Origin of the sequence: Pseudomonas sp. NGC7, from assembly GCF_047159675.1 — a bacterium.
GTDB classification, from domain to species: domain Bacteria; phylum Pseudomonadota; class Gammaproteobacteria; order Pseudomonadales; family Pseudomonadaceae; genus Aquipseudomonas; species Aquipseudomonas kermanshahensis.
Genome location: NZ_BAAFZY010000001.1, coordinates 4342100 through 4361570, shown reverse-complemented (window position 1 = coordinate 4361570; position 19471 = coordinate 4342100). Strand labels below are relative to the sequence as shown.

The 19471-nt window shown below is 62.1% G+C and carries 21 protein-coding genes and 2 tRNA genes; 9 read left to right on the top strand and 14 right to left on the bottom strand.

Annotation, left to right across the window (positions count from 1 at the left end; translation table 11 throughout):
- The first annotated feature begins 49 nt into the window (after nucleotides 1–49).
- Both ahpF and ACMCNM_RS19505 read left to right on the top strand, forming a co-directional pair.
- Nucleotides 50–1612, top strand: a complete 1563-nt coding sequence (gene ahpF / locus ACMCNM_RS19510) for an alkyl hydroperoxide reductase subunit F (RefSeq protein WP_412765204.1) — start codon at nucleotides 50–52, stop codon at nucleotides 1610–1612.
- Between the two features lie 59 nt (nucleotides 1613–1671).
- Nucleotides 1672–1860: a hypothetical protein gene (locus tag ACMCNM_RS19505; protein ID WP_027592667.1), complete on the top strand. Its 189-nt coding sequence runs from the start codon at nucleotides 1672–1674 to the stop codon at nucleotides 1858–1860.
- Nucleotides 1861–1865: 5 nt separating this feature from the next.
- On the opposite strand, the gene ACMCNM_RS19500 is transcribed toward ACMCNM_RS19505, so the two are convergent.
- The 3 genes from ACMCNM_RS19500 to nhaR all read right to left on the bottom strand — a co-directional run bounded on the left by ACMCNM_RS19500 (nucleotide 1866) and on the right by nhaR (nucleotide 4835).
- The gene (locus ACMCNM_RS19500) at nucleotides 1866–2513 is read right to left on the bottom strand and encodes a YceH family protein (RefSeq protein ID WP_264309266.1); all 648 of its coding nucleotides are present in this window, start codon (nucleotides 2511–2513) and stop codon (nucleotides 1866–1868) included.
- Nucleotides 2514–2647: 134 nt separating this feature from the next.
- Nucleotides 2648–3859: a serine/threonine transporter SstT gene (sstT, locus tag ACMCNM_RS19495; RefSeq protein ID WP_099428857.1), complete on the bottom strand. Its 1212-nt coding sequence runs from the start codon at nucleotides 3857–3859 to the stop codon at nucleotides 2648–2650.
- Between the two features lie 82 nt (nucleotides 3860–3941).
- Nucleotides 3942–4835, bottom strand: coding sequence for a transcriptional activator NhaR (gene nhaR, locus ACMCNM_RS19490; protein ID WP_085273080.1), 894 nt, complete (start codon nucleotides 4833–4835; stop codon nucleotides 3942–3944).
- 134 nt (nucleotides 4836–4969) lie between these two features.
- Here nhaR and ACMCNM_RS19485 point away from each other — a divergent pair, with 134 nt between their 5' ends.
- A complete protein-coding gene (locus tag ACMCNM_RS19485) occupies nucleotides 4970–5209 on the top strand; it encodes a hypothetical protein (protein ID WP_027592663.1) in 240 nt (79 codons plus the stop codon).
- A gap of 28 nt (nucleotides 5210–5237) precedes the next feature.
- Nucleotides 5238–5990 carry a TerC family protein gene (locus ACMCNM_RS19480; RefSeq protein ID WP_027592662.1) on the top strand — a complete coding sequence of 251 codons (753 nt, stop codon included), beginning with the start codon at nucleotides 5238–5240 and terminating at the stop codon, nucleotides 5988–5990.
- A gap of 128 nt (nucleotides 5991–6118) precedes the next feature.
- Here the strand turns inward: ACMCNM_RS19480 and ACMCNM_RS19475 are convergent, their stop codons facing one another.
- Nucleotides 6119–6295, bottom strand: coding sequence for a hypothetical protein (locus ACMCNM_RS19475; protein WP_412765203.1), 177 nt, complete (start codon nucleotides 6293–6295; stop codon nucleotides 6119–6121).
- A 164-nt stretch (nucleotides 6296–6459) separates the two neighbouring features.
- Here ACMCNM_RS19475 and ACMCNM_RS19470 point away from each other — a divergent pair, with 164 nt between their 5' ends.
- Complete coding sequence (locus ACMCNM_RS19470; protein WP_412765202.1) at nucleotides 6460–7203, top strand: peptidase C39 family protein; 744 nt, start codon at nucleotides 6460–6462, stop codon at nucleotides 7201–7203.
- Between the two features lie 62 nt (nucleotides 7204–7265).
- Here ACMCNM_RS19470 and ACMCNM_RS19465 read toward each other — a convergent pair whose 3' ends face one another.
- On the bottom strand, nucleotides 7266–8549 hold the full coding sequence (locus ACMCNM_RS19465) for an NAD(P)/FAD-dependent oxidoreductase (RefSeq protein ID WP_027592660.1): 1284 nt from the start codon (nucleotides 8547–8549) through the stop codon (nucleotides 7266–7268).
- 201 nt (nucleotides 8550–8750) lie between these two features.
- Between ACMCNM_RS19465 and ACMCNM_RS19460 the strand changes: the two genes are divergently transcribed.
- Nucleotides 8751–8827: transfer RNA gene (locus ACMCNM_RS19460), tRNA-Val, on the top strand.
- A gap of 248 nt (nucleotides 8828–9075) precedes the next feature.
- Nucleotides 9076–9152, top strand: a tRNA-Val gene (locus ACMCNM_RS19455).
- 46 nt (nucleotides 9153–9198) lie between these two features.
- On the opposite strand, the gene ACMCNM_RS19450 is transcribed toward ACMCNM_RS19455, so the two are convergent.
- The 4 genes from ACMCNM_RS19450 to ACMCNM_RS19435 are packed head-to-tail and all read right to left on the bottom strand — an operon-like array spanning nucleotide 9199 to nucleotide 12888.
- Nucleotides 9199–10479, bottom strand: a complete 1281-nt coding sequence (locus ACMCNM_RS19450) for a TRAP transporter large permease (protein WP_412765201.1) — start codon at nucleotides 10477–10479, stop codon at nucleotides 9199–9201.
- On the bottom strand, nucleotides 10473–11108 hold the full coding sequence (locus ACMCNM_RS19445; RefSeq protein WP_412765200.1) for a TRAP transporter small permease subunit: 636 nt from the start codon (nucleotides 11106–11108) through the stop codon (nucleotides 10473–10475). Before ACMCNM_RS19445 ends, ACMCNM_RS19450 begins: the two co-directional genes overlap by 7 nt.
- Entirely contained in the window at nucleotides 11105–12172 is a 1068-nt protein-coding gene (locus ACMCNM_RS19440) for a TRAP transporter substrate-binding protein DctP (protein ID WP_186703305.1), read from the bottom strand. The genes ACMCNM_RS19445 and ACMCNM_RS19440 overlap by 4 nt, the downstream gene beginning before the upstream one ends.
- 47 nt (nucleotides 12173–12219) lie before the next feature.
- Nucleotides 12220–12888, bottom strand: a complete 669-nt coding sequence (locus ACMCNM_RS19435) for an RraA family protein (RefSeq protein WP_412765199.1) — start codon at nucleotides 12886–12888, stop codon at nucleotides 12220–12222.
- 112 nt (nucleotides 12889–13000) lie between these two features.
- Between ACMCNM_RS19435 and ACMCNM_RS19430 the strand changes: the two genes are divergently transcribed.
- Nucleotides 13001–13900 (top strand): LysR family transcriptional regulator, encoded by a 900-nt coding sequence (locus ACMCNM_RS19430; protein ID WP_027596101.1) that lies wholly within the window; start codon nucleotides 13001–13003, stop codon nucleotides 13898–13900.
- A gap of 63 nt (nucleotides 13901–13963) precedes the next feature.
- Here ACMCNM_RS19430 and ACMCNM_RS19425 read toward each other — a convergent pair whose 3' ends face one another.
- From ACMCNM_RS19425 to ACMCNM_RS19405, 5 genes are read right to left on the bottom strand one after another with little or no spacing between them, the layout of a single operon-like run.
- Complete coding sequence (locus tag ACMCNM_RS19425) at nucleotides 13964–14764, bottom strand: HpcH/HpaI aldolase family protein (RefSeq protein WP_027596102.1); 801 nt, start codon at nucleotides 14762–14764, stop codon at nucleotides 13964–13966.
- A gap of 25 nt (nucleotides 14765–14789) precedes the next feature.
- The gene (locus ACMCNM_RS19420) at nucleotides 14790–15593 is read right to left on the bottom strand and encodes a carbon-nitrogen hydrolase family protein (protein ID WP_085273086.1); all 804 of its coding nucleotides are present in this window, start codon (nucleotides 15591–15593) and stop codon (nucleotides 14790–14792) included.
- 50 nt (nucleotides 15594–15643) lie between these two features.
- A complete protein-coding gene (locus ACMCNM_RS19415) occupies nucleotides 15644–16639 on the bottom strand; it encodes a TRAP transporter substrate-binding protein (protein ID WP_085273087.1) in 996 nt (331 codons plus the stop codon).
- Nucleotides 16640–16666: 27 nt separating this feature from the next.
- The gene (locus ACMCNM_RS19410; RefSeq protein ID WP_027596105.1) at nucleotides 16667–17950 is read right to left on the bottom strand and encodes a TRAP transporter large permease subunit; all 1284 of its coding nucleotides are present in this window, start codon (nucleotides 17948–17950) and stop codon (nucleotides 16667–16669) included.
- On the bottom strand, nucleotides 17950–18468 hold the full coding sequence (locus ACMCNM_RS19405) for a TRAP transporter small permease (protein WP_027596106.1): 519 nt from the start codon (nucleotides 18466–18468) through the stop codon (nucleotides 17950–17952). The genes ACMCNM_RS19410 and ACMCNM_RS19405 overlap by 1 nt, the downstream gene beginning before the upstream one ends.
- A gap of 341 nt (nucleotides 18469–18809) precedes the next feature.
- On the opposite strand from ACMCNM_RS19405, the gene ACMCNM_RS19400 reads away from it, so the two are divergent.
- Nucleotides 18810–19379 carry an SPOR domain-containing protein gene (locus tag ACMCNM_RS19400; protein ID WP_027596107.1) on the top strand — a complete coding sequence of 190 codons (570 nt, stop codon included), beginning with the start codon at nucleotides 18810–18812 and terminating at the stop codon, nucleotides 19377–19379.
- Nucleotides 19380–19471 lie beyond the last annotated feature (92 nt).

The following is a 19471-nucleotide window of genomic DNA, read 5'->3' as shown; positions in this document are numbered from 1 at the left end:
TGCTGCCTGGGCGTTTTTGTATCTGAAGATTGAAAAAGGAATCGCCCGTATGTTGGACGCCACGCTTAAATCGCAACTGAAAACCTACCTGGAGCGGGTCACCCAGCCGATCGAGATCGTTGCCTCCCTCGACGACGGCGCGAAGTCCCGCGAATTGCACGACCTGCTGGTGGAAATCGCCGGCCTGTCGAACCTGATTACCCTGCGCGCGGACGGAAGCGACGCTCGTCGTCCTTCGTTCTCGCTCAACCGCCCGGGGGCTGACATCAGCCTGCGTTTCGCCGGCATCCCCATGGGCCACGAATTCACCTCCCTGGTGCTGGCGCTGCTGCAAGTCGGCGGCCACCCATCCAAGGCCAGCGCCGACGTGATCGAGCAGATCCAAGGGCTGGAAGGCGAATTCACCTTCGAAACCTACTTCTCGCTGTCGTGCCAGAACTGCCCGGACGTGGTCCAGGCGCTGAACCTGATGGCGGTGCTCAACCCCAACGTACGCCATGTGGCCATCGATGGCGCGCTGTTCCAGGACGAAGTCGAAGCGCGCAAGATCATGGCGGTGCCGAGCGTTTACCTGAACGGCGAAGTGTTTGGCCAGGGCCGCATGGGCCTGGAAGAGATTCTGGGCAAGATCGACAGCAGCGCCGGCACCCGCCAGGCCGAGAAGATCAACGCCAAGGACGCATTCGACGTATTGGTGGTCGGTGGTGGCCCAGCCGGCGCCGCGGCGGCGATCTATGCCGCGCGCAAAGGCATCCGCACCGGTGTTGCCGCCGAGCGCTTTGGTGGGCAGGTGCTCGACACCCTGGCCATCGAAAACTTCATTTCAGTGCAGGAAACCGAAGGGCCGAAGCTGGCCACCGCGCTGGAAGAACACGTCAAGCAGTATGACGTCGACATCATGAACCTGCAGCGCGGCGAGGCGTTGATCCCTGCCACCGACGGCGGCCTGCACGAAGTACGCCTGGCCGGTGGTGCCTCGCTCAAGGCCAAGACCGTGATCCTGGCCACCGGTGCCCGCTGGCGCGAAATGAACGTGCCGGGTGAACAGGAATACCGCGGTCGCGGCGTGGCCTACTGCCCGCATTGTGACGGCCCGCTGTTCAAGGGCAAGCGCGTGGCGGTGATCGGCGGCGGCAACTCTGGTGTGGAAGCGGCCATCGACCTGGCCGGCATTGTCGCCCAGGTGACGCTGATCGAGTTCGACAGCCAACTGCGTGCTGACGCCGTGTTGCAACGCAAGCTGCACAGCTTGCCGAACGTCAAGGTGATCACCAGTGCGCTGACCACCGAAGTGCTGGGCAATGGTGAGAAAGTGTCCGGTTTGCGCTACAAGGATCGCACCACCGATGAGCTGCATGACCTGGCGCTGGAGGGCATCTTCGTACAGATCGGTCTGCTGCCGAACACTGACTGGCTGAAAGGTACGGTCGAGCTGTCGCCGCGTGGCGAGATCATTGTCGATGCCAAGGGCGCGACCAACATCCCAGGCGTGTTTGCCGCCGGTGACGTGACCACAGTGCCGTACAAGCAGATCGTCATCGCAGTAGGCGAGGGCGCCAAGGCTTCGCTGGCAGCCTTCGATCACCTGATCCGCACCTCGGCGCCGGCGTAAGCCAAGCGCAAGCCTGAGGGTGTCTATGATTACCCCAGACACCCTCAGGAATCTCACCCATGACCCTGATCAGCCGCGAACCCTGGTGGCTAGTGCCACCCAAGCCCGGGCAAAAGGAGCAGGACCTGCACTGGGGCTATCTGGAAATCTACGCCGACGGCCGCACTGTGTTCGTCGACCAGCGCCCCAGCGATAAAGAACTGGCCGAGCGCAAAAGCTGCCGCAACTTCCCCGACCCCGAGCACTAAAGGGCTCAGCCTTCGAGCTCGGCCAGGCGCGCCTCCAGCGCTGCAATCCGGGCTTCCAAGGCCTCTATGCGCTCCTCCGAAACACTCCCGCCACTGCTGCGGGCGCCCCCCTCCTGCTGGCGCGCAGCCAAAATCGCCTCGATTTCTGCCGGGTCACCCAGCGCATGGGTATAGCGGTCTTCGCGTTGGCCTGCCTGGCGCGGCAGGTGCAAAGCCAAATCCCGTGAAATCAGGCGCTCCAGCTGGTGCTGGATTTGTTCAGTGTCGTCGAAGTCGTGCAGGCGGTTGCTGCGGCTGAGCAGTTCGTTGAGGGTTTGCGGCCCCCGCAGGAACATCAGGCCCATCAGCACCAGCTGCGCCGGCACCAATTCCAGGGCCTTGTCCACGCGCTGCTCCCAGCGGTCGGCGCGGCTGCCCATCTGCAAGCGTGTCATGCCCTGGCCTTCGAGTGCGCGCAAGGCCTGGCCGACCTGGCCTTGGGTGAGGTTCATCACCGGCTCGCGGCTGGTCTTCTGGTTACAGGCCAGGACCAGGGCATTGAGAGTCAGTGGGTAGCTTTCCGGGCTGGTGGCCTGTTTTTCGATCAGCGAGCCGAGAATGCGAATCTCGGTGCTGTTGAAACGGCCTTCACCTGCGGTTTCGTGTTCTGACATGGCCCAGTCTCATTGCGAGGAAAAGGCCACTAGCGTAGGTAAAGCCGCTGCATTAGGCAATTGGCAGCGCTTGTTGAACGGCCTTGCCGAGGCATCGGGCTGGTCGAAAGGGCCGCCAAGCGGCCCCAACACGCTTAAGCCCCGCGCCGCTCTTCAGCCTGGCACGCCGCTGCCGTGAACAGCACATCGGTCGAAGAATTCAGCGCAGTCTCGGCCGAATCCTGCAGCACGCCAATGATGAAGCCCACGGCAACCACCTGCATGGCGATCTCGCTGGGGATGCCAAACAGGCTGCAAGCCAGCGGAATCAACAACAGCGAACCACCCGCTACGCCCGAAGCGCCGCACGCGCAGACCGCTGCCACCACACTCAGCAACACCGCAGTCGGCAAGTCGACCGGGATACCCAGGGTGTGCACCGCCGCCAGGGTCAGCACGGTGATGGTGATCGCGGCGCCGGCCATATTGATGGTCGCGCCCAGGGGGATCGACACCGAATAGGTGTCTTCATGCAGGCCAAGGCGCTCCGACAGTGCCAGGTTGACCGGGATGTTGGCGGCCGAGCTGCGGGTGAAGAACGCCGTGATACCGCTTTCGCGCAGGCACAACAACGTCAGTGGGTACGGGTTGCGGCGAATCTTCCAGAACACGATCAGCGGGTTCATCACCAGGGCCACGAACAGCATGCAGCCAATCAGCACGGCCAGCAGGTGCAAGTAGCCGAGCAGGGCGCTCAAGCCCGACTGGGCCAGGGTCGCGCTGACCAGGCCGAAGATGCCCAGCGGGGCGAAGCGGATGACCACGCGCACGATCAGGGTCACGCCGTTGGACAGGTCCTCGACCACAGTGCGGGTGGTTTCGCCGGCATGGCGCAGGGCCACGCCCAGGCCGATCGCCCAGGTCAGCACGCCGATGAAGTTAGCGTTGAGCAAGGCATTGACCGGGTTGTCGACGGCGCTCAGCAGCAGGTTCTGCAGCACTTCCGTGATGCCGCCCGGTGCACTCAGGGCGGCGTCGCCGGCGCTCAGTGCCAGGTGCGACGGGAACAGCATGCTGGCCACCACGGCCACCACGGCTGCGGCAAAGGTACCCAGCAGGTACAGCCACAGGATCGGGCGGATGTGGGTTTCCTGGCCATGGCGGTGGTTGGCGATCGAGGCCATGACCAGGATGAACACCAGGATCGGCGCCACGGCTTTGAGGGCGCTGACGAACACCTTGCCGAGGAAGGCCAGGTTGCGGGCGACGTCGGGCGCCAGCAGTGCCAGGGCGATGCCCGCGAGCAGGCCGATGACGATCTGCGTCACCAGGCTGGTGCGGTTGAGGAGGCGGAAGACAGGGGTCATGTGCAGCGCAGTCTCGGTTTTTGAAAGGGCGGGACTTTACCACAGACCGCTGTAGGGCTTGCCGGCAATGAAGTGGGAAAAATTACCAGTGAAACAGCTCCCGCCGTGCCCCCTCGGTAATGGCCACGATGCCCGGGTGCTTGACCTTGCGCTCCACCGAGATGGCGTAGAACGACTCATGCACCGCCTCGGTCTGCCCGATCAACTGCACACCATACTGGCGGCACACCTCCTCGGCGATGACGCTGGGCGCGACGAAAATGCCGCTGCCCGATTGCCCGAATGCCTGCATCAAGGCGCTGTCGTCGAACTCGCCAACGATGCGCGGCTGCACCTGTTGCTCGCCCAGCCAACGCAGCAACCGGCTGCGCACCACGGTTTCCTGGCCTGGAATCAACAGCGGCGCATCTTGCAGGCAGGCCGGGAAGGGGCCGGCATGGCGTTGTGCCAAGGCCTGTGTGGCGAAGAAACTCAGGCCGCACTCGCCCAGCTTCTGGCTGTAGCCCTTGATGTCCAGGTGGCTGGGCATCGGGCTGTCGGAGATGACCAGGTCCAGGCGCTGGATCGCCAAGTCTGCCAGCAGCCGCTCGAGCTTGTCTTCGCGGCAGTTGATGCGCAGCACCTCGTCCAGCTCCATGGTCGGCGCCAGCAGGCGATAGACGATGGATTTGGGGACCACGTCGGCCACGCCCACACGGAACAGGATCTGTTCCTGTGGGCCGGCACGCAGTAGCGCTTCAAGCTCGCCGCCGATCTGGAACATCTGCTCGGCATATACCAGCGTCTGGCGGCCGGTCTCGGTCAACTCCAGTTGCCGCCCGACCCGTTGAAACAGCTCCAGGCCATAGGTCTGCTCGAACAGGCTGATCTGCCCGCTGATGGTCTGGGGGGTCAGGTTCAATTGCTCACTGGCCCGCGCAATGCTGCCGGTCTTGGCCACGGCCCAGAAGTAGTGCAACTGGCGGTAGTTGAGCATCGGTTTTTTCTCGATTCGTAAAAACCGAAGTATAACCGCTGAAAATACGAATTTTCCTGATGTATTGGCCTCTTTAGAATGCGACTCCATCAGGCGCTGCGTGCGCCGCCGGAATATCGACAAGCGAGGAACCCATGTTGCAGCTTAAATCCATTGGCACGCCTTTGGTGTTGGCCCTGGCCCTGTTCACCCTGGCCGGCTGCGATCAGGCCGAAAAATCCGCCCAGCAGATGCTCGACCAGGCGGCCCAGTCGGCTAAGCAGGCCATCGACAAGACCAACGAAGCGGCGCAGCAGGCCCTGAGCGATGCCATCGGCAGCGAAGGCCAGCCGCCAAAAGACGTTGAAAAGCAAGAAAAGACCCAGGACATCTGACCCCAAGACCCGATGCAGGATTGATTAAATGGAATATTTGCTGGAACTCGCCGCAAGCCCGACCGCCTGGGTCGCCCTCGCCACACTGGTGGCCATGGAGATCGTGCTGGGTATCGACAACCTGATCTTCATCTCCATCCTCACCAACAAACTGCCCCTGGAGTACCGCTCCAAGGCGCGGCGCATTGGTATCAGCATGGCCTTGGTCATGCGCCTGGCGCTGCTCAGCACCGTGGCCTGGATCGTCCAACTGACCGAGCCGGTGGTCGATGTGTTCGGCCATAGCTTCTCGTGGAAGGACATGATCCTGATCGCCGGTGGCCTGTTCCTGCTGTGGAAGGCGACCAAGGAAATTCACGAAAACGTCGACCCGCACGGTGCCAAGGAAGAATCCAAGGCCGGCTCCACCATCACCTTGGGCTTCGCTGCGGCCATTGGCCAGATCCTGTTGCTGGATATCGTCTTCTCGATCGACAGCATCATCACCGCCGTGGGCATGACCGAACACTTGCCGATCATGATCATTGCCGTGATCGCTGCTGTGATCGTGATGTTGGTGGCGGCCGACCCGCTGGCCAAGTTCATCAATGACAACCCGACCGTGGTGATGCTGGCCCTGGGCTTCCTGATCATGATCGGCATGACCCTGATCGCCGAAGGCATGGGCGCTCACGTGCCGAAAGGGTATGTGTATGCGGCGATGGCGTTCTCGACCTTGATCGAGATCCTCAACATCATGGCTCGCCGGGCGCGGATGAAGCGCGAAGCGGCTGAGGGTTGATCTAGAAAAAGCGGGGCCATGTGGGAGCGGGCTTGCCCCGCGAACACCGGCGAAGCCGGTGCCAACCACCGCATGGCCCCATTCGCGGGTCAAGCCCGCTCCCACAGGTATTCATCAAATACGTGCGTTTAATGTGCCTCTACCTGCCGCCGCGCCCCGCGCACGGCCTGAGGTTCGGCCACACCCTGCGGTGGCAGGTGATTATGGGAATGACGCCGTACGATACGCAGTACACCCCACAGCATGGCGGCTGCGACGCTTAGCCACATACCTACCAGCATGAGGATTGCCAGGGTCAGGCTCATGTGTGCCTCCTTCTCTCGGGCCAGCGCTGTCAGCCAGAACTCGCCTTACAGACACTTCATTAGTCTAGCCTGCCCCTTGTGACGTTCCATTGACCTTAGGTCTATTGCTGAGGCCGATTCGCTACAAGCCGCTGTCGGACTATACCCGCGCACCTGTGGGCCCTATGATCGGTGCCCAGAGCCGGGCGCTGCCTGCCTGGCATCGGAACAAGCGAGTGCCCATGGAGCAAGTTTCCTTCAAATCGCTGGCTTCAGCCCCACGCCGGTTGCTGCTGGCTGGTCTGGTGGCAGTCAGCCTGGCCAGTTGCGCCAGCGCACCGCCCGCCAGCCTCAAAGGCCTTCCGCAGCGGGTTGAAATCAGCAGCGTGCCGTTCTACCGGGGTAACGCCAACCACAGCGGCGCCATGGCCTTGGCGGCGCTGCTTTCGCAACAGGGCGCGCCGATCACCCCCGGGCTGCTGGACAAACCTTTGAACCTGCCCCAAGGCGCCGAGACCCTGGATACCAGTATCCCCCGCGTCGCACGCGACTACGGCATGGTGGTGTATACGCTGGACAAGCAACTGGACGCCTTGCTCACACAAGTGGCGGCGGGCAACCCGGTGTTGCTGCGTTATGAGGAGGGTTCGGCCTGGTGGAGCGAGCCACGCTACGCCGTGCTGATCGGTTATGACCGCTACAAGCAACGCGTACTGTTGCGCTCAGGCATGCACCGTCGGCAACTGATGGCCTTTGATGACTTTGCCTCGGCCTGGGCCAAGCAGGGGAGTTGGGCGGTGCTGCTGCAACCGCCGCGGCAACTGCCCGCCCAGGTAGACCGGCAACGCTGGTTGCAGGCTGCCGACGAGCTTGCCCGCGCAGGGCAGGAAGTCGCCGCCAAACAGGCGGTGATCAGCCTGGGGCGGTAAGCCGCGCACCGGCCGCTTCGCGGGCTTACCCGCAAAGAGGCCGGTGCGATGTTACAGAGGTATCAGAAGCCCAGGCGGTCGCGCAGGCTGTAGTACCAGGCACCAATGGCGCTGAACGGTACACGCAGCATCTGGCCACCCGGGAACGGGTAGTGCGGCAGGCCGGCGAACGCGTCGAAACGTTCGGCCTGACCACGCAGCGCCTCGGCCAGCACCTTGCCTGCCAGGTGCGTGTAGGTCACACCGTGGCCCGAGCAGCCCTGGGAGTAATAGATGTTGTCGCCAATGCGGCCGACCTGAGGCAAGCGCGACAGGGTTAGCAGGAAGTTGCCGGTCCAGGCGTAGTCGATCTTCACGTTCTGCAGCTGCGGGAAGGCCTTGAGCATCTTCGGACGGATGATCGCCTCGATGTTTGCTGGGTCGCGTGCGCCGTAGACCACGCCACCACCGAAGATCAGGCGCTTGTCGCTGGTCAGGCGGTAGTAGTCGAGCAGGTAGTTGCAGTCTTCGACACAGTAGTCCTGCGGCAGCAGGGTGCGAGCCAGGTCCGCGTCCAAGGGCTCGGTGGTGATCACCTGAGTACCGCACGGCATGGACTTGGAGGCCAGTTCTGGCACCAGGTTGCCCAGGTAGGCGTTACCGGCGACGATGATGAACTTGGCGCGCACTTTGCCCTGTGGCGTATGAACGACCGGGTTGGCGCCACGCTCGATGCGAACGGCCGGGGTCTGCTCATAAATGATGCCGCCCAGCGATTCGACCGCGGCAGCTTCGCCCAGGGCCAGGTTCAGCGGGTGGATGTGGCCGCCGCTCATGTCCAGCATGCCGCCGATGTAGCTGTCGCAGGCGACGACTTCACGGATGCGCTTCTGGTCCATCAGCTCCAGCTGATTGTGGCCAAAACGTTCCCACAGGCGCTTTTGCGACTCCAGGTGGCCCATCTGCTTGGAGGTGAGGGCAGCGAATACGCCACCGTCTTTAAGGTCGCACTGGATGTTGTACTTGGCGACGCGCTCACGAATGATGCGGCCACCTTCGAACGCCATCTGGCCCAGCAGTTGTGCCTGCTTGGGGCCGACGGTGCGTTCGATCACGTCGATGTCACGGCTATAGCTGTTGACGATCTGGCCACCGTTGCGGCCGGATGCGCCGAAGCCGACCTTGGCCGCTTCGACGATGCTGACCTTGAAGCCGTTTTCCAGCAGGAACAGGGCGCTGGACAGGCCGGTGTAGCCGGCGCCGATGATGCACACATCGGTTTCCACCTCACCCTGCAGCGCCGGACGTGGCGGCACCGGGTTAGCCGAGGCGGCGTAGTAGGACTGGGGGTAGGGGGTGTTGGCCATGCTCGAGGAACCTCGTGTTTTATATTTTTAACGAATGTAGCGATGCTATCAATAATAATAAACACCCGCTAGTCGTCCGTTAAAAATCCTTTACCCGGCTGTCGCCGAAGCCTTTCTATAAAGAGGTTAAGATTCAGTGAGTTAGCACGAAAAAAAGTGTTGACAGGGTTTTTGGATTGCGTAGAATGCGCACCACACGACAGGCACATAGCTCAGTTGGTTAGAGCACCACCTTGACATGGTGGGGGTCGTTGGTTCGAGTCCAATTGTGCCTACCAAATCGAAAAGGGGTGATCCGCAAGGGTCACCCTTTTTTAATGCGCACGCGTTTTACTGTAGGAGCAGCCTTGTGCTGCGAAGAGGCCAATCCCGCTGACATTGATCTGCGGTGACCACTCGGGCCCTTTCGCAGCACAAGGCTGCTCCTACAAAACCCGGTAGCGCAGCAAAGCTGAAAGTTTTTGATTTTTCTGAAAAAAACGCTTTACAGGTACGCATTCGATGTCTAATATGCGCACCACACGACAGGCACATAGCTCAGTTGGTTAGAGCACCACCTTGACATGGTGGGGGTCGTTGGTTCGAGTCCAATTGTGCCTACCAAATCGAAAAAGGGCGATCTACACAGATCGCCCTTTTTTATTGCCTGCTAGAAAGCCGCCGGCAACCACAGCGCCAGTTGCGGGAAAGCGATCAACAGCGCGATCAGCACCAGTAACGCCAGGCAAAACGGCAGCGCGCCGTACACCACGTCCATGAAGTTGCCCCGCCCACGAATGCTCTGCACCACAAACAGGTTCATGCCGAACGGCGGCGTAATCTGGCCCATCTCGCACAACACGATCAACACCACTCCAAACCATAGCGGATCGAAGCCCAAGGCGACGACAATCGGCACGATCAGTGGCGCGGTGGTGATCAGCATGGCCAATGTGTCCATGAAACAGCCCAGTACGATGTAGAAGAGGATGATCGCCAGCAGTGTGGCCATCGGCGACAGGTTCAGGTCGGTGACAAAATTGACCAGTGTGGTGGTCAGTCCGATGGACGCCAGCACAAAGTTGAGAAAGAACGCCGACAGGGTGATGAAAATAATCATGCCGGTGGTGCGCAGGGTAGCCTCGAACGCCTGGCCCAGGCTTTGCCAGGTGAATGCCCGGCGCCACAGGCCCAGGCCAAAGGCACTCAGCACCCCCAGCGCGGCTGATTCGCTGGCCGTGGCGAAACCGCTGTAGATCGAACCAATCACCAGGGCGAAGATGGCCAGCGGCGGCAGCAGGTCAGGCAGGCAGGCCAGGCGCTCGGCCCAGCGGGTAGTCTCCTTGCGGCCGCCCAACTGTGGCCGAATCAGGCACGCCACCACGATCAGTGCGATGAACAGCATGCTCAGGATGATGCTGGGAAGCGTCGCGGCCAGGTACAGCTTGGGCACTGACACATTGGCGATCAAGGCAAACAGGATCATGTTGATCGAGGGCGGAATCAGGATGCCCAGCGTGCCGCCGGCGGCAATCGAACCGAGAAACAGCGGCGCGTTGTAGCCTTTGCGTTCCTGTTCAGGGATGGCCAGGGTCGAAATGGTAGCGGCGGTTGCCACGCTGGAGCCGCTGGTGGTGGCGAACAGTGCGCTGGCGCCGATGTTCGAATTCATCAGGCCACCCGGCAACCACGACAGACACTTCTCGACGGCCTGGTACATGCGTCCGGCGACGCCTGAACACACCAGCAGCTCACCCATCAGGATGTACAAAGGGATCGCCACCAGCAGGAATTCGCTGCTGGTATTCCAGGCGATCTCGCCCATGGCGCTACTCAACGGCAGCGTCGAGAACAGCTGCGACAGCGACATCCCCAGCAGGCCGACACTGACGGCGGCGGCAACGCTCAACGCCAATAGCGCCAGCAGCATGAACAGGGTAAGGCTCAGCATGGCGTGCGCTCCTTGCCCGTGGTGCTGTCTGGGTAACGTTCTGCCTGGATGTCCTCTTCCACCGAGTTGATGCCGATCAGTGTGCTGATAGCGTGCCAGCGGCCCTTCAGCAAGTGGCCCAGGCAGATGATCGCCAGGCTCGCCAGGGTCAGGGCAAAGAACAGGTAGCCGGCGAACCACAGCGACTGGGGTATCCATTGTGGTACCTGCAAGGGCGTGTTCGATACCGAACGGTATTCGATGGAGTCCCATAGCACGTTCCCTGCGTGGTAGGCCAAGGTGCTGACCAGCAGCGCCATGCAGGTGAGGGCGAACAGGTCGAGTGCCACCCTGGGCCGTAGGCCTAGGCGCGTGTAGAGGATGTCCACGCGTATGTGCGCGCGTTTCAGCAACGTGACTGGAAACGCCCAGGCACTGGTGATCGCCAGCACGTACCCGGCCATTTCATCGGCGCCGCCCAGGGAAACACCCAGGGCCTTGCGCAAGATCAAGTCGATGCTGATCAGCAACGCACAGGCGAGCAGGGCGAAGCCGCCGACCCAGGTGCTGGCTTTGGCAATGGTGTTGATGACACCCATGCCTGAGCGGGCGGTGTGCATGTCGGTAGTCTCCGGGGCAAGGTAGCTCATGGGGCGAGGCGCATGCCGATGGCATCGCCCACGGTGGCATTCCAGCGCGCCACGCAAGGGCCGCCGCAGCGTTTGCCCCAGTCATTGGCGATGTGCAGCGCAGCCTGGCGCAGCGCCTGTTTTTCGCTGGCGGTCGGGGCCGAGGCGGTCATGTGCGCGGGGTGGTGAATCTGGCAATCAGGGCTGCCGACATTGCAGGCTTCGGCATAGCGGTTTTCATTGGCGGTCTCGCGCCACAAGGCGTCTTCCAGCACCTGCGATTGCGCCTGCAGCAATTGCTGCACCTCGGGCGGCAGTTGCTGCCAGCGCTTCAGGCCGATGCCATAAAAGCCGATCGACCAATCGACGGGCAGGTTGTAGAGGTAGCCTGCAACGTCGTACCACTTGGCGGCATTGCCAGAGCCAATACCGGTGATGGCGCAGTCGATGACGCCGGTTTGCATGGCGGTCACCACTTCGGCAAAGGGCAGGGTGACCGGCGCGGCACCGATAGCCTTGACCAGTTCGGCCATGTTGCGCCCGCGTGTGCGGATTTTACGGCCCTGCAGGTCGGCCAGCGCGTGCACGGCGTCGCGGCAGAAGAACACCTGCGCGGTATACGGCACGGTGGCCAGCAGCTTGATGCCATGGCGCTCGGCCATGCGTTGTTCCAGCACCGGCTTGTAGGCGTCGGCGATGGTGTGGGCGGTGTCGATGGTATCGGCCAGGCCGGGCAGATCCACGCCCTCGAAGGTGGCATCGTCGCCGGCCACGAAGGCGAACACGCCCATGCCGATATCGACTGCGCCAAAACGCATCAGGCGAATGATCTCCGGCCCTTTCAGGCCGCTCTCCGACAATCCCAGCAACTGCGCGGTGACCTTGCCTTGCGATTGCGCTGGCAATGTCTGGTTCCAGAACGGCTGTTCAACCGCGCGGAACGTGTAGTTGTGGCTGCCACCGCCGACCACGTTGAAGCGGATCACGGGCGGCGCTTGTTGCGGCGCAGGCGTGTCCGCAAACGCGGGCGAATGACTGAGCAGCGCGCCGAGCGCCAAGGGGATGAGCAGGGAGCTGAAGTTCACGGTAGTCCTCTTGTTCTTGTTCGGGAGCTACTTCAGGCGATGTTAAGTCAGCGTGGGCGGGACGCAGCCTCGATGGTCGACCGCGAGCCGACGATATCAGGGAACTTCTCACCCTTGGCCAACCGCGCCAGTGTGTGCTTTTCGTTGCGCTGGAAGTCGATGGCACGCTGAGCCAGTTCGATGACCTGGCCCGGGCGCAGAAACACCATGCCGTTTTCGTCGGCCACCACCGCATCGCCGGGGTGGACAATCACCCCGCCACATTGGATGGCCGTGCAGAACTCGCCCTCCTGGCCGATCACGCGGGTGGTGATCGCGCTGGCGCCGCGGGACCACATAGGCACGCCATGCTCGCGGATTTCGCCCAGGTCGGTGACATAGCCATCGACGATGATCCCGGCCACGCCAGCCTGCTTGGCGGCGTACGCCATGGCGCCGCCCAGTGCGGCGGTTATGCGCTCGCCGCAGCGGTCTACCACCAGGAAGTCGCCTGGGCGCACGCAGCCCATGGCGTAGTGCAAAATCCCGCCATCGTTACCGGGCATCCTCACGGTGACCGCAGTACCGACGGCCCGCACATTCTGAAAGTGGGCCTTGATGTGGGGGTTGGCAATACCGTGGGTAATGAAGTGGCCGATCGTTGCCGGTTCGGCGTTGATCAGTACTTCAAGTTCGGTGGCGCTGATCGGGGCGGGCAGTGCTTCGATAATATACATAGGAAGTTCTTGTTATGCCGGATGCTTTTTCGAAGGGTTTCGGTCATCCTAACAAGCACGCCGAACGGTCGATAATAAAAATCCGTAAGCAGTTACCGGAGCAGTTTTTATCATGCGTATTACGCTGATGCAGATCGAGGCGTTCTACTGGACCGCCCGCCTTGGGGGTGTTCACGCGGCCTCCCGCCATCTTCACCTGACCCAACCTGCGGTGTCGGCGCGGATCAAGGAAATGGAATCGCTGCTCAGCGTCAAGTTGTTCGACCGCAGCAAGCAGCGCATGAGCCTCACCGCAGACGGCCATACCGCCTTGCGCCATGCCGAACTGGTGCTTAACAACAGCACGCAACTCGAGCAATTTGCCGCGCAGCAAAAAAAGCACCGGCGCTTGCGCCTGGGCGCGGACGAGTGCTCGGCCATGGTCGGGCTGACCGCGGTAATCAGCGATATAAAGGCGCACTTCCCGGAGATCACCCTGGAGATTTCCATCGACGTCGGCGCCGTGCTCAACCGCAAGCTGAACGATCACGAACTCGACATCGCGCTGCTGACCAACCCGGCCACGCGTGAGGATGTGACCGATGTGTTTCTCGGCTGGATGACCTTCCAGTGGGTGGCCGCGCGGCACCTGGACGTGGCCCAGGGGCCTTTTTTGGCGGAACATGCCCGGCAATATTCGATCGTAACCCACAGTGCGCCCTCGACACTGTATTCAGTGGTGGACCGCTGGCTGAAAGAAAGTGGATCGGTCAGCCATGCCTTTCATTCAAGCAATTCGCTGGCCTTTATTGCCAAGATGGTCTCGGCGGGGCATGCCATTGGTATTTTGCCGGTGCCATTGATTCGCGACATGTTGGCCGTGGATATGCTGAAGACTTTGCCGTGCGATCCGCCGATTCCGCCAGCCAAGTTCTGCCTGTCCTATTTGACCGAACGCCCGGATATGCAACTCGACACCTTGGTGTCGATTATTCGCGCGACCTTGGTCAAACAGAATTTCTTGGTTGATTAGTTAGTCGCTTTTATAAGGCAGCAATAGGGCCGGCCGGGCACATGCACCCTGGCCGGCCGGCATTTAAGCCAATGCGTGTTTCACGGCCGCTATCTGTTGCCCGGCCTGGTTCAGCCAGGACAGGTCACTGCCCATCAACAGCATGTCGCTGCCCATTTCGATCAAGCGTTGCGCCGTGGCCTGGTCTGCGGGAAAGCACGGCACCATCACCTGGATCGAGCGGGCGTGGCATTTCTCGATCAGCAACTGCAAACGTTGCAGCACTTCCGGGTTGCCCAGGCGATAGTCGACCGGCAATTGTCGCGACAGGGAGTAGTCGGCAGGGCCGAAATGCACGGCGTCGATCCCCTCCACATCGAGTATTTCATCGATGTTGTCAAAGAACTCGTAGCTCTCGGCCATCGGCACGATCACGCTGCGGGTGTTCTCTGCCTGGGTATACGTGGCCCAGTCGAAGCCAGGCCCGGCGTAGCCTGCCGAGCGCACCGAGCTGTCACCGCCGCGGCGCCCCAGCGGGGGGAACTTGCTGTAGCGGATGATCTCGCGCATCTGCGCCGCTGTGTGCACCTGCGGCACGATCACGCCCGCCGCGCCCATTTCCAGCGCCTTGCGAATGTCCCACTCCAGCGTGCCACGCACCCGCACCAGGCCGGGGATGGCGGCGCTGTTGGCGGCCAGCAAGAGTTTTTCCATGTGGCTGTCGACACCCAGCGCAGTGTGCTCGGCGTCGATGAAGACAAAGTCCAGCCCCCAGTTGCCGGCCACTTCGATGGCCATGCAGGCTGTGCTGTAGATGTTCATGCCAAAGGTGGTACCGCGTGCCATGCGGGCCTTCAGCGATGTGTGTGGGGTGTTTGGGTTCATGCTTGAGGTCTGCCTTTGGCGGGTATCAGATGCGGTAGGTTTCGGGCAGCCGGTCGCGGAACGGGTGCACTTCGAACACGCCAGGGTCGCGGATCAGCGATTTGTTGCGGGCCTTGGCCAGGTCGATCTCGACGCTGTACACACCGTCTTCGAGCCCTGCGCGTACCAAGGTCTTGCCGGAGGGTTCGATGATGTGGCTGGTGCCGATGAACTGCATGCCTTCATCCATGTCGTTGCGGTTGGGGGCGACGAAATAGACCATGTTCTCTGCCGCGCGGACGGTGCTGAAAATGTCCGGCAGCATGCGCGCCTGCTCGGGCCAGGCGGCGGGCAGCACGACAATGTCGGCGCCTTCGAGCGCCAGCGTGCGCACTACCTCGGGGAAGCGGATTTCATAGCAGATGGCCAAGCCGATACGGCCGATCTCGGTGTCGAATACCGGCGGTGTCCACTCGCTGGGGCGGTCGGTGAAGCGGTCGCCGATCATGAATGGCAGATGGCGCTTGCGGTGCAGGCCGATGATGCCCTGCGGGCCGATCAGCGCGGCGGTGTTGTAGACCGAGGCCTCATGCCGCTCGTAGAACCCGACCACGATCAGGATGCCGCTCTGTGCCGATACCTGCAGCAATGGCGCCAGGGCGTCGAGGGTGATGGCGCCGCGCTCGAGGTCTTCGCGGCTGTCGAAGGCGCCACCGGTGATCAGGCATTCTGCGAAGGCGATCAGGCGTGAACCTTCGGCGGCGGTCTGGCGTGCCAGTTCGGCGACTTTTTCAAGGGTGCGCGCCGGGTTGCCGGCCACCGGGTGAATCTGGGCGACGGAGATTTTCATGCTGTTCCTTATTGGCAATAGAGGGCGCCGCGGGGGCGGCGCGGGTAGCGTCACTGCGCCTGGTAGCCCATGGCCTGGTAGACCTTGCTGACCAATTCGGGGTTGATCTGGGCGGCGTACTTGTCGACCACAGGGCGGATCTTGGCCTGGATGCGTGCGAGCTCTTCGGCCGGCAGGTCGTTAACCTGCATGCCATCGCTGCGCAGGTCGGCGATGGCCTTGATGTCGGCCTCGCGGGAGATCCGGCGCTGCTCCAGGCGCACTTCCTGGGCGACCTCGGTGAGCAGTTGCTGCTCGTCGCGGTTGAGGGTGTCCCAGAAGGTTTTGCTGATTAGCACGATCTGCGGGTTGTAGTTGTGCCGGGTCAGGCTCAGGTACTTCTGCACCTCGTTGAAGCGCGAGGCGAGGATCAGCGCCGCCGGGTTTTCCTGGCCATCCACGGTGCCGGTTTCCAGCGCCGTGTGCACCTCGGTGAAGGGCAGCGGGGTGGGGTTGGCGCCCAACGCCGCCCACACGTCGAGGAACAACGGCGATTGCTGGGCACGAATCTTCAGGCCCGCGATGTCTTCCAGGTTTTGCACCGGGCGCACGTTGTTGGTCAGGTTGCGCACGCCGAGCTCCCAGAACGCTAGGCCTACCAGGTTTTTCTCAGGCAGCTGGTCGGTGAGCATCTTGCCCACTTCGCCATCGAGCATGGCATCCACCTTGGCGGTGTCGGTGTACAGGAACGGGAAATCGAGGATGCCGAAGTCGGTGACGTGGTTGATCATCAGCCCGGCGTTCCAGGTCATCATTTCCACTACGCCACCTTGCAGCGACGACAGCACCTGCACGTCGCCACCCAGCACGCCATTGGGGAAGGTGCGCACCTTGATCTTGCCATCGCTGCGTTCTTGCACTTTCTTGGCGAACAGCTCCATGCCGATGGCCGGTGGCGTGCCCTTGGGGCTGGTGGCGGCGAATTTGATCACGCGCGCGTTGTAGTCGGCGGCCATGCTCAGGCTGCTGGAAAGCAACAGGGCGGCGATGACGGCGAGTTTCTTCATGCTGTGTACCTTTTATTGTTGTGGGGATCAGTGGCCAAACCACTGGGCAGGGACGGTGACCAGTTCGGGGAAGATGACCAGCAGGAACAGCACGATGACTTCGGCGATCAGGAACGGGAACGTGCCCTTGAGCAGCGCTTCGTAGCGCATCCTGCCGATGCCACAGACCACGTTGAGCACCGTGCCCACGGGCGGGGTGATCAGGCCGATCGAGCAATTGATCATGAACAGCACGCCGAAGTAGATCGGGTCGATGTTCGCCGCGGTCACCACCGGTACCAGGATGGGGGCGAGCAGCAGCACGGTCGGGGTCAGGTCCATGACCATCGAGATCACCAGGATCAACAGCATCAGCACCACGATCAGCAGGCGCGGGTTGTCCATCACCGGCTGGATCAGGTCGATGATCTGCCCGGGGATATCGGCGATGGTGATCATCCAGGCCGGTATCGAGGCGGCGGCGACCAGGAACATCACGGCGGCGGTAGTCTTGCCGGCGCGCAGCAGCAGGTCATTGAGCGACTTGAGGCTCAGTTCGCGGTAGATGCACGACGACACCAGCAGTGCATAGACGCTGGCCACTGCACCGGCCTCGGTGGGGGTGACCACGCCAAAGCGCAGGCCGACCACGATGATCACCGGCAGCATCAATGCCCAGAAGCTGTCGACCAAAGCCTTGAGGCGCTCTTTGCCGCTGGCCTTCGGGCTCAATTCGACGTCAGTGTTGCGCCGCGACATCAGCCACCAGGCCACGACCAGGGCGGCGGCGATCATCAGCCCGGGGGCGATGCCGGCCAGGAACAGCTTGGTGATCGACAGGCCGGACGCGACGCCCAGCACGACGAACCCGATACTGGGCGGGATGATTGAGCCAAGCACCGATACCGAGGCGATCAGGCCGCCGGAGCGGTCGCGGTTGTAGCCGGCGAGGACCATCATCGGCAGCAGCAGGGCGGTTAACGAGGCGGCGTCGGCCAGTGCCGAACCCGACAGGCTGGACAGCAGCACGCCGGCGAAGATGGTGACGTAGCCGAGCCCGCCGCGCAGGTGGCCGACCAGGGTGATGGCCAGCTTGATGATGCGCTTGGACAGGCCACCGCTGTTCATGACCTCGCCAGCGATGATGAACAACGGAATGGCCAGCAGGGGGAAGCTGCCTGCCGAATTGATGATGTTCTGCGCGATGATCTGGCCATCGAACAGGCCCAGCAGCCACATCAGGGCCACGCCGCAGAGGATCAGGGCGTAGGCGATGGGGGCGCCGATCAAGATGGCGGCCATCAGCACGCCGACGAAGACTGACAGGGCCATTATTCGACTGCTCCGTGTTCGGCTGCCGAGGGCTCGGCCGGGGTGTGCGCGGGAAGGGTGCCCATCAGGTTTCTGACCAGTTGGGTGAAGATCAGCAACCCGCTGAGGATGCAAAAGACCAGGCCTGCCCCATGGAACAAGGCCATGGAAATGCCGGTGGAGGGGGCGCCGACATGCAGGTTGATCACGGTCTGCTTCCAGCTGCCGTCAAGGAACAGCCAGGTCACGTAGAGCATGAGTAGTTGCGTCAGTGCCAGCAGGCACCTGGCCACACCTGGCGAAACCCGGCGGGTGACGATGTCGACACCGATGTGGCCGTTTTCGTGAAGCATCAGTTGGGCGCCGGCAAACACCAGCCAGACGAATGCCAGGCGGGAGATCTCTTCGCTGAAGAACAGGCCCGAGTTGAAGCCATAGCGCAGCACGACATTGGTGAAAATTAGGCAGGTGATGGCCACAAGGCAGGCGATCACCAGCGTTTTCAGAACCAGAAAGTAACTATCGATCAGTGTTTTCATGGCGCCTCCTGGAGCAGAGCTGCCCAGGGAGCGCCGAAAGCGCTTGGTGCGAGAGCGCGGACAGCAACATCCACCTTTAGGTGTAAGCGGGGCATGGGGTCACCTTTTTATTATTGGACATACGTCGTCGTACGACTGCGTGGATTGTTGTCTGAAACGCCCGGTCTCGGCTGCCTCAAGTTTTTTATCAGGGGGATAAGAAATGGCGATCAGTGCGCGGGCCGTGGCTGCGCAGGGGGCGGTGGTCGGCGCATCGCGGTAGCAGGGTGTAACGTATGGTCGCGGTCCTTGCCCGGGGGCGGCATGCTAGAATCCGCCTCTTCGAATCTGGAGGTACACGCGTGCGCAAACTGGCTGTGGTAATGGCAGTGCTCGCCCTGGCGGGCTGTGAGAACGAAGTCGAAGGCGTGCACAAACAGGTGGCCGAGCACCTGCACAACCCCAAGACTGCCAAGTTCGGCAACGTGCGGATCGACACCCATGGCACCATCTGCGGTCAGGTTCGCGGCAAGGACGACGCCGGGCAATACGAAGCCTACCGCAGCTACGTGGCGATCAAGCGTGATGGCCAATACGAGATCATCGTCGACGACAGCGGCAACAACCTGCGTATCCGCGAGCTGTGCGGTGGTGCCGACTTGCAGCGCCGCGCCGAGGCGCTGGCCGGTGAGCCGGCCCCGGAAGGCTGGGATGTCGAAGTGGTGCAGGGGGCGAACATGGGCGCCTTGAGCGACATGACGGCGCGCCTGATCGAGAAGGGTATCCCGTCTTCGGTCGAATACCGCAACGGCAAGCCGGTGGTGTTGATGGGGCCATTCCCGACCAAGGAAGAGGCCGAGGCGCGCAAGGCCGAGGTGATGGCCAAGCTGGGCACCGATTCGGTGGTCATCCAGCATGGTGCCCAGCGCTAACCCCACAACCCACACCGTGTAGGCGCAGCCTTGTGCTGTGAAGAGGCCGGTGCAGCCACCTGAATACAGGGCGTCTGCACCGGCCTCTTCGC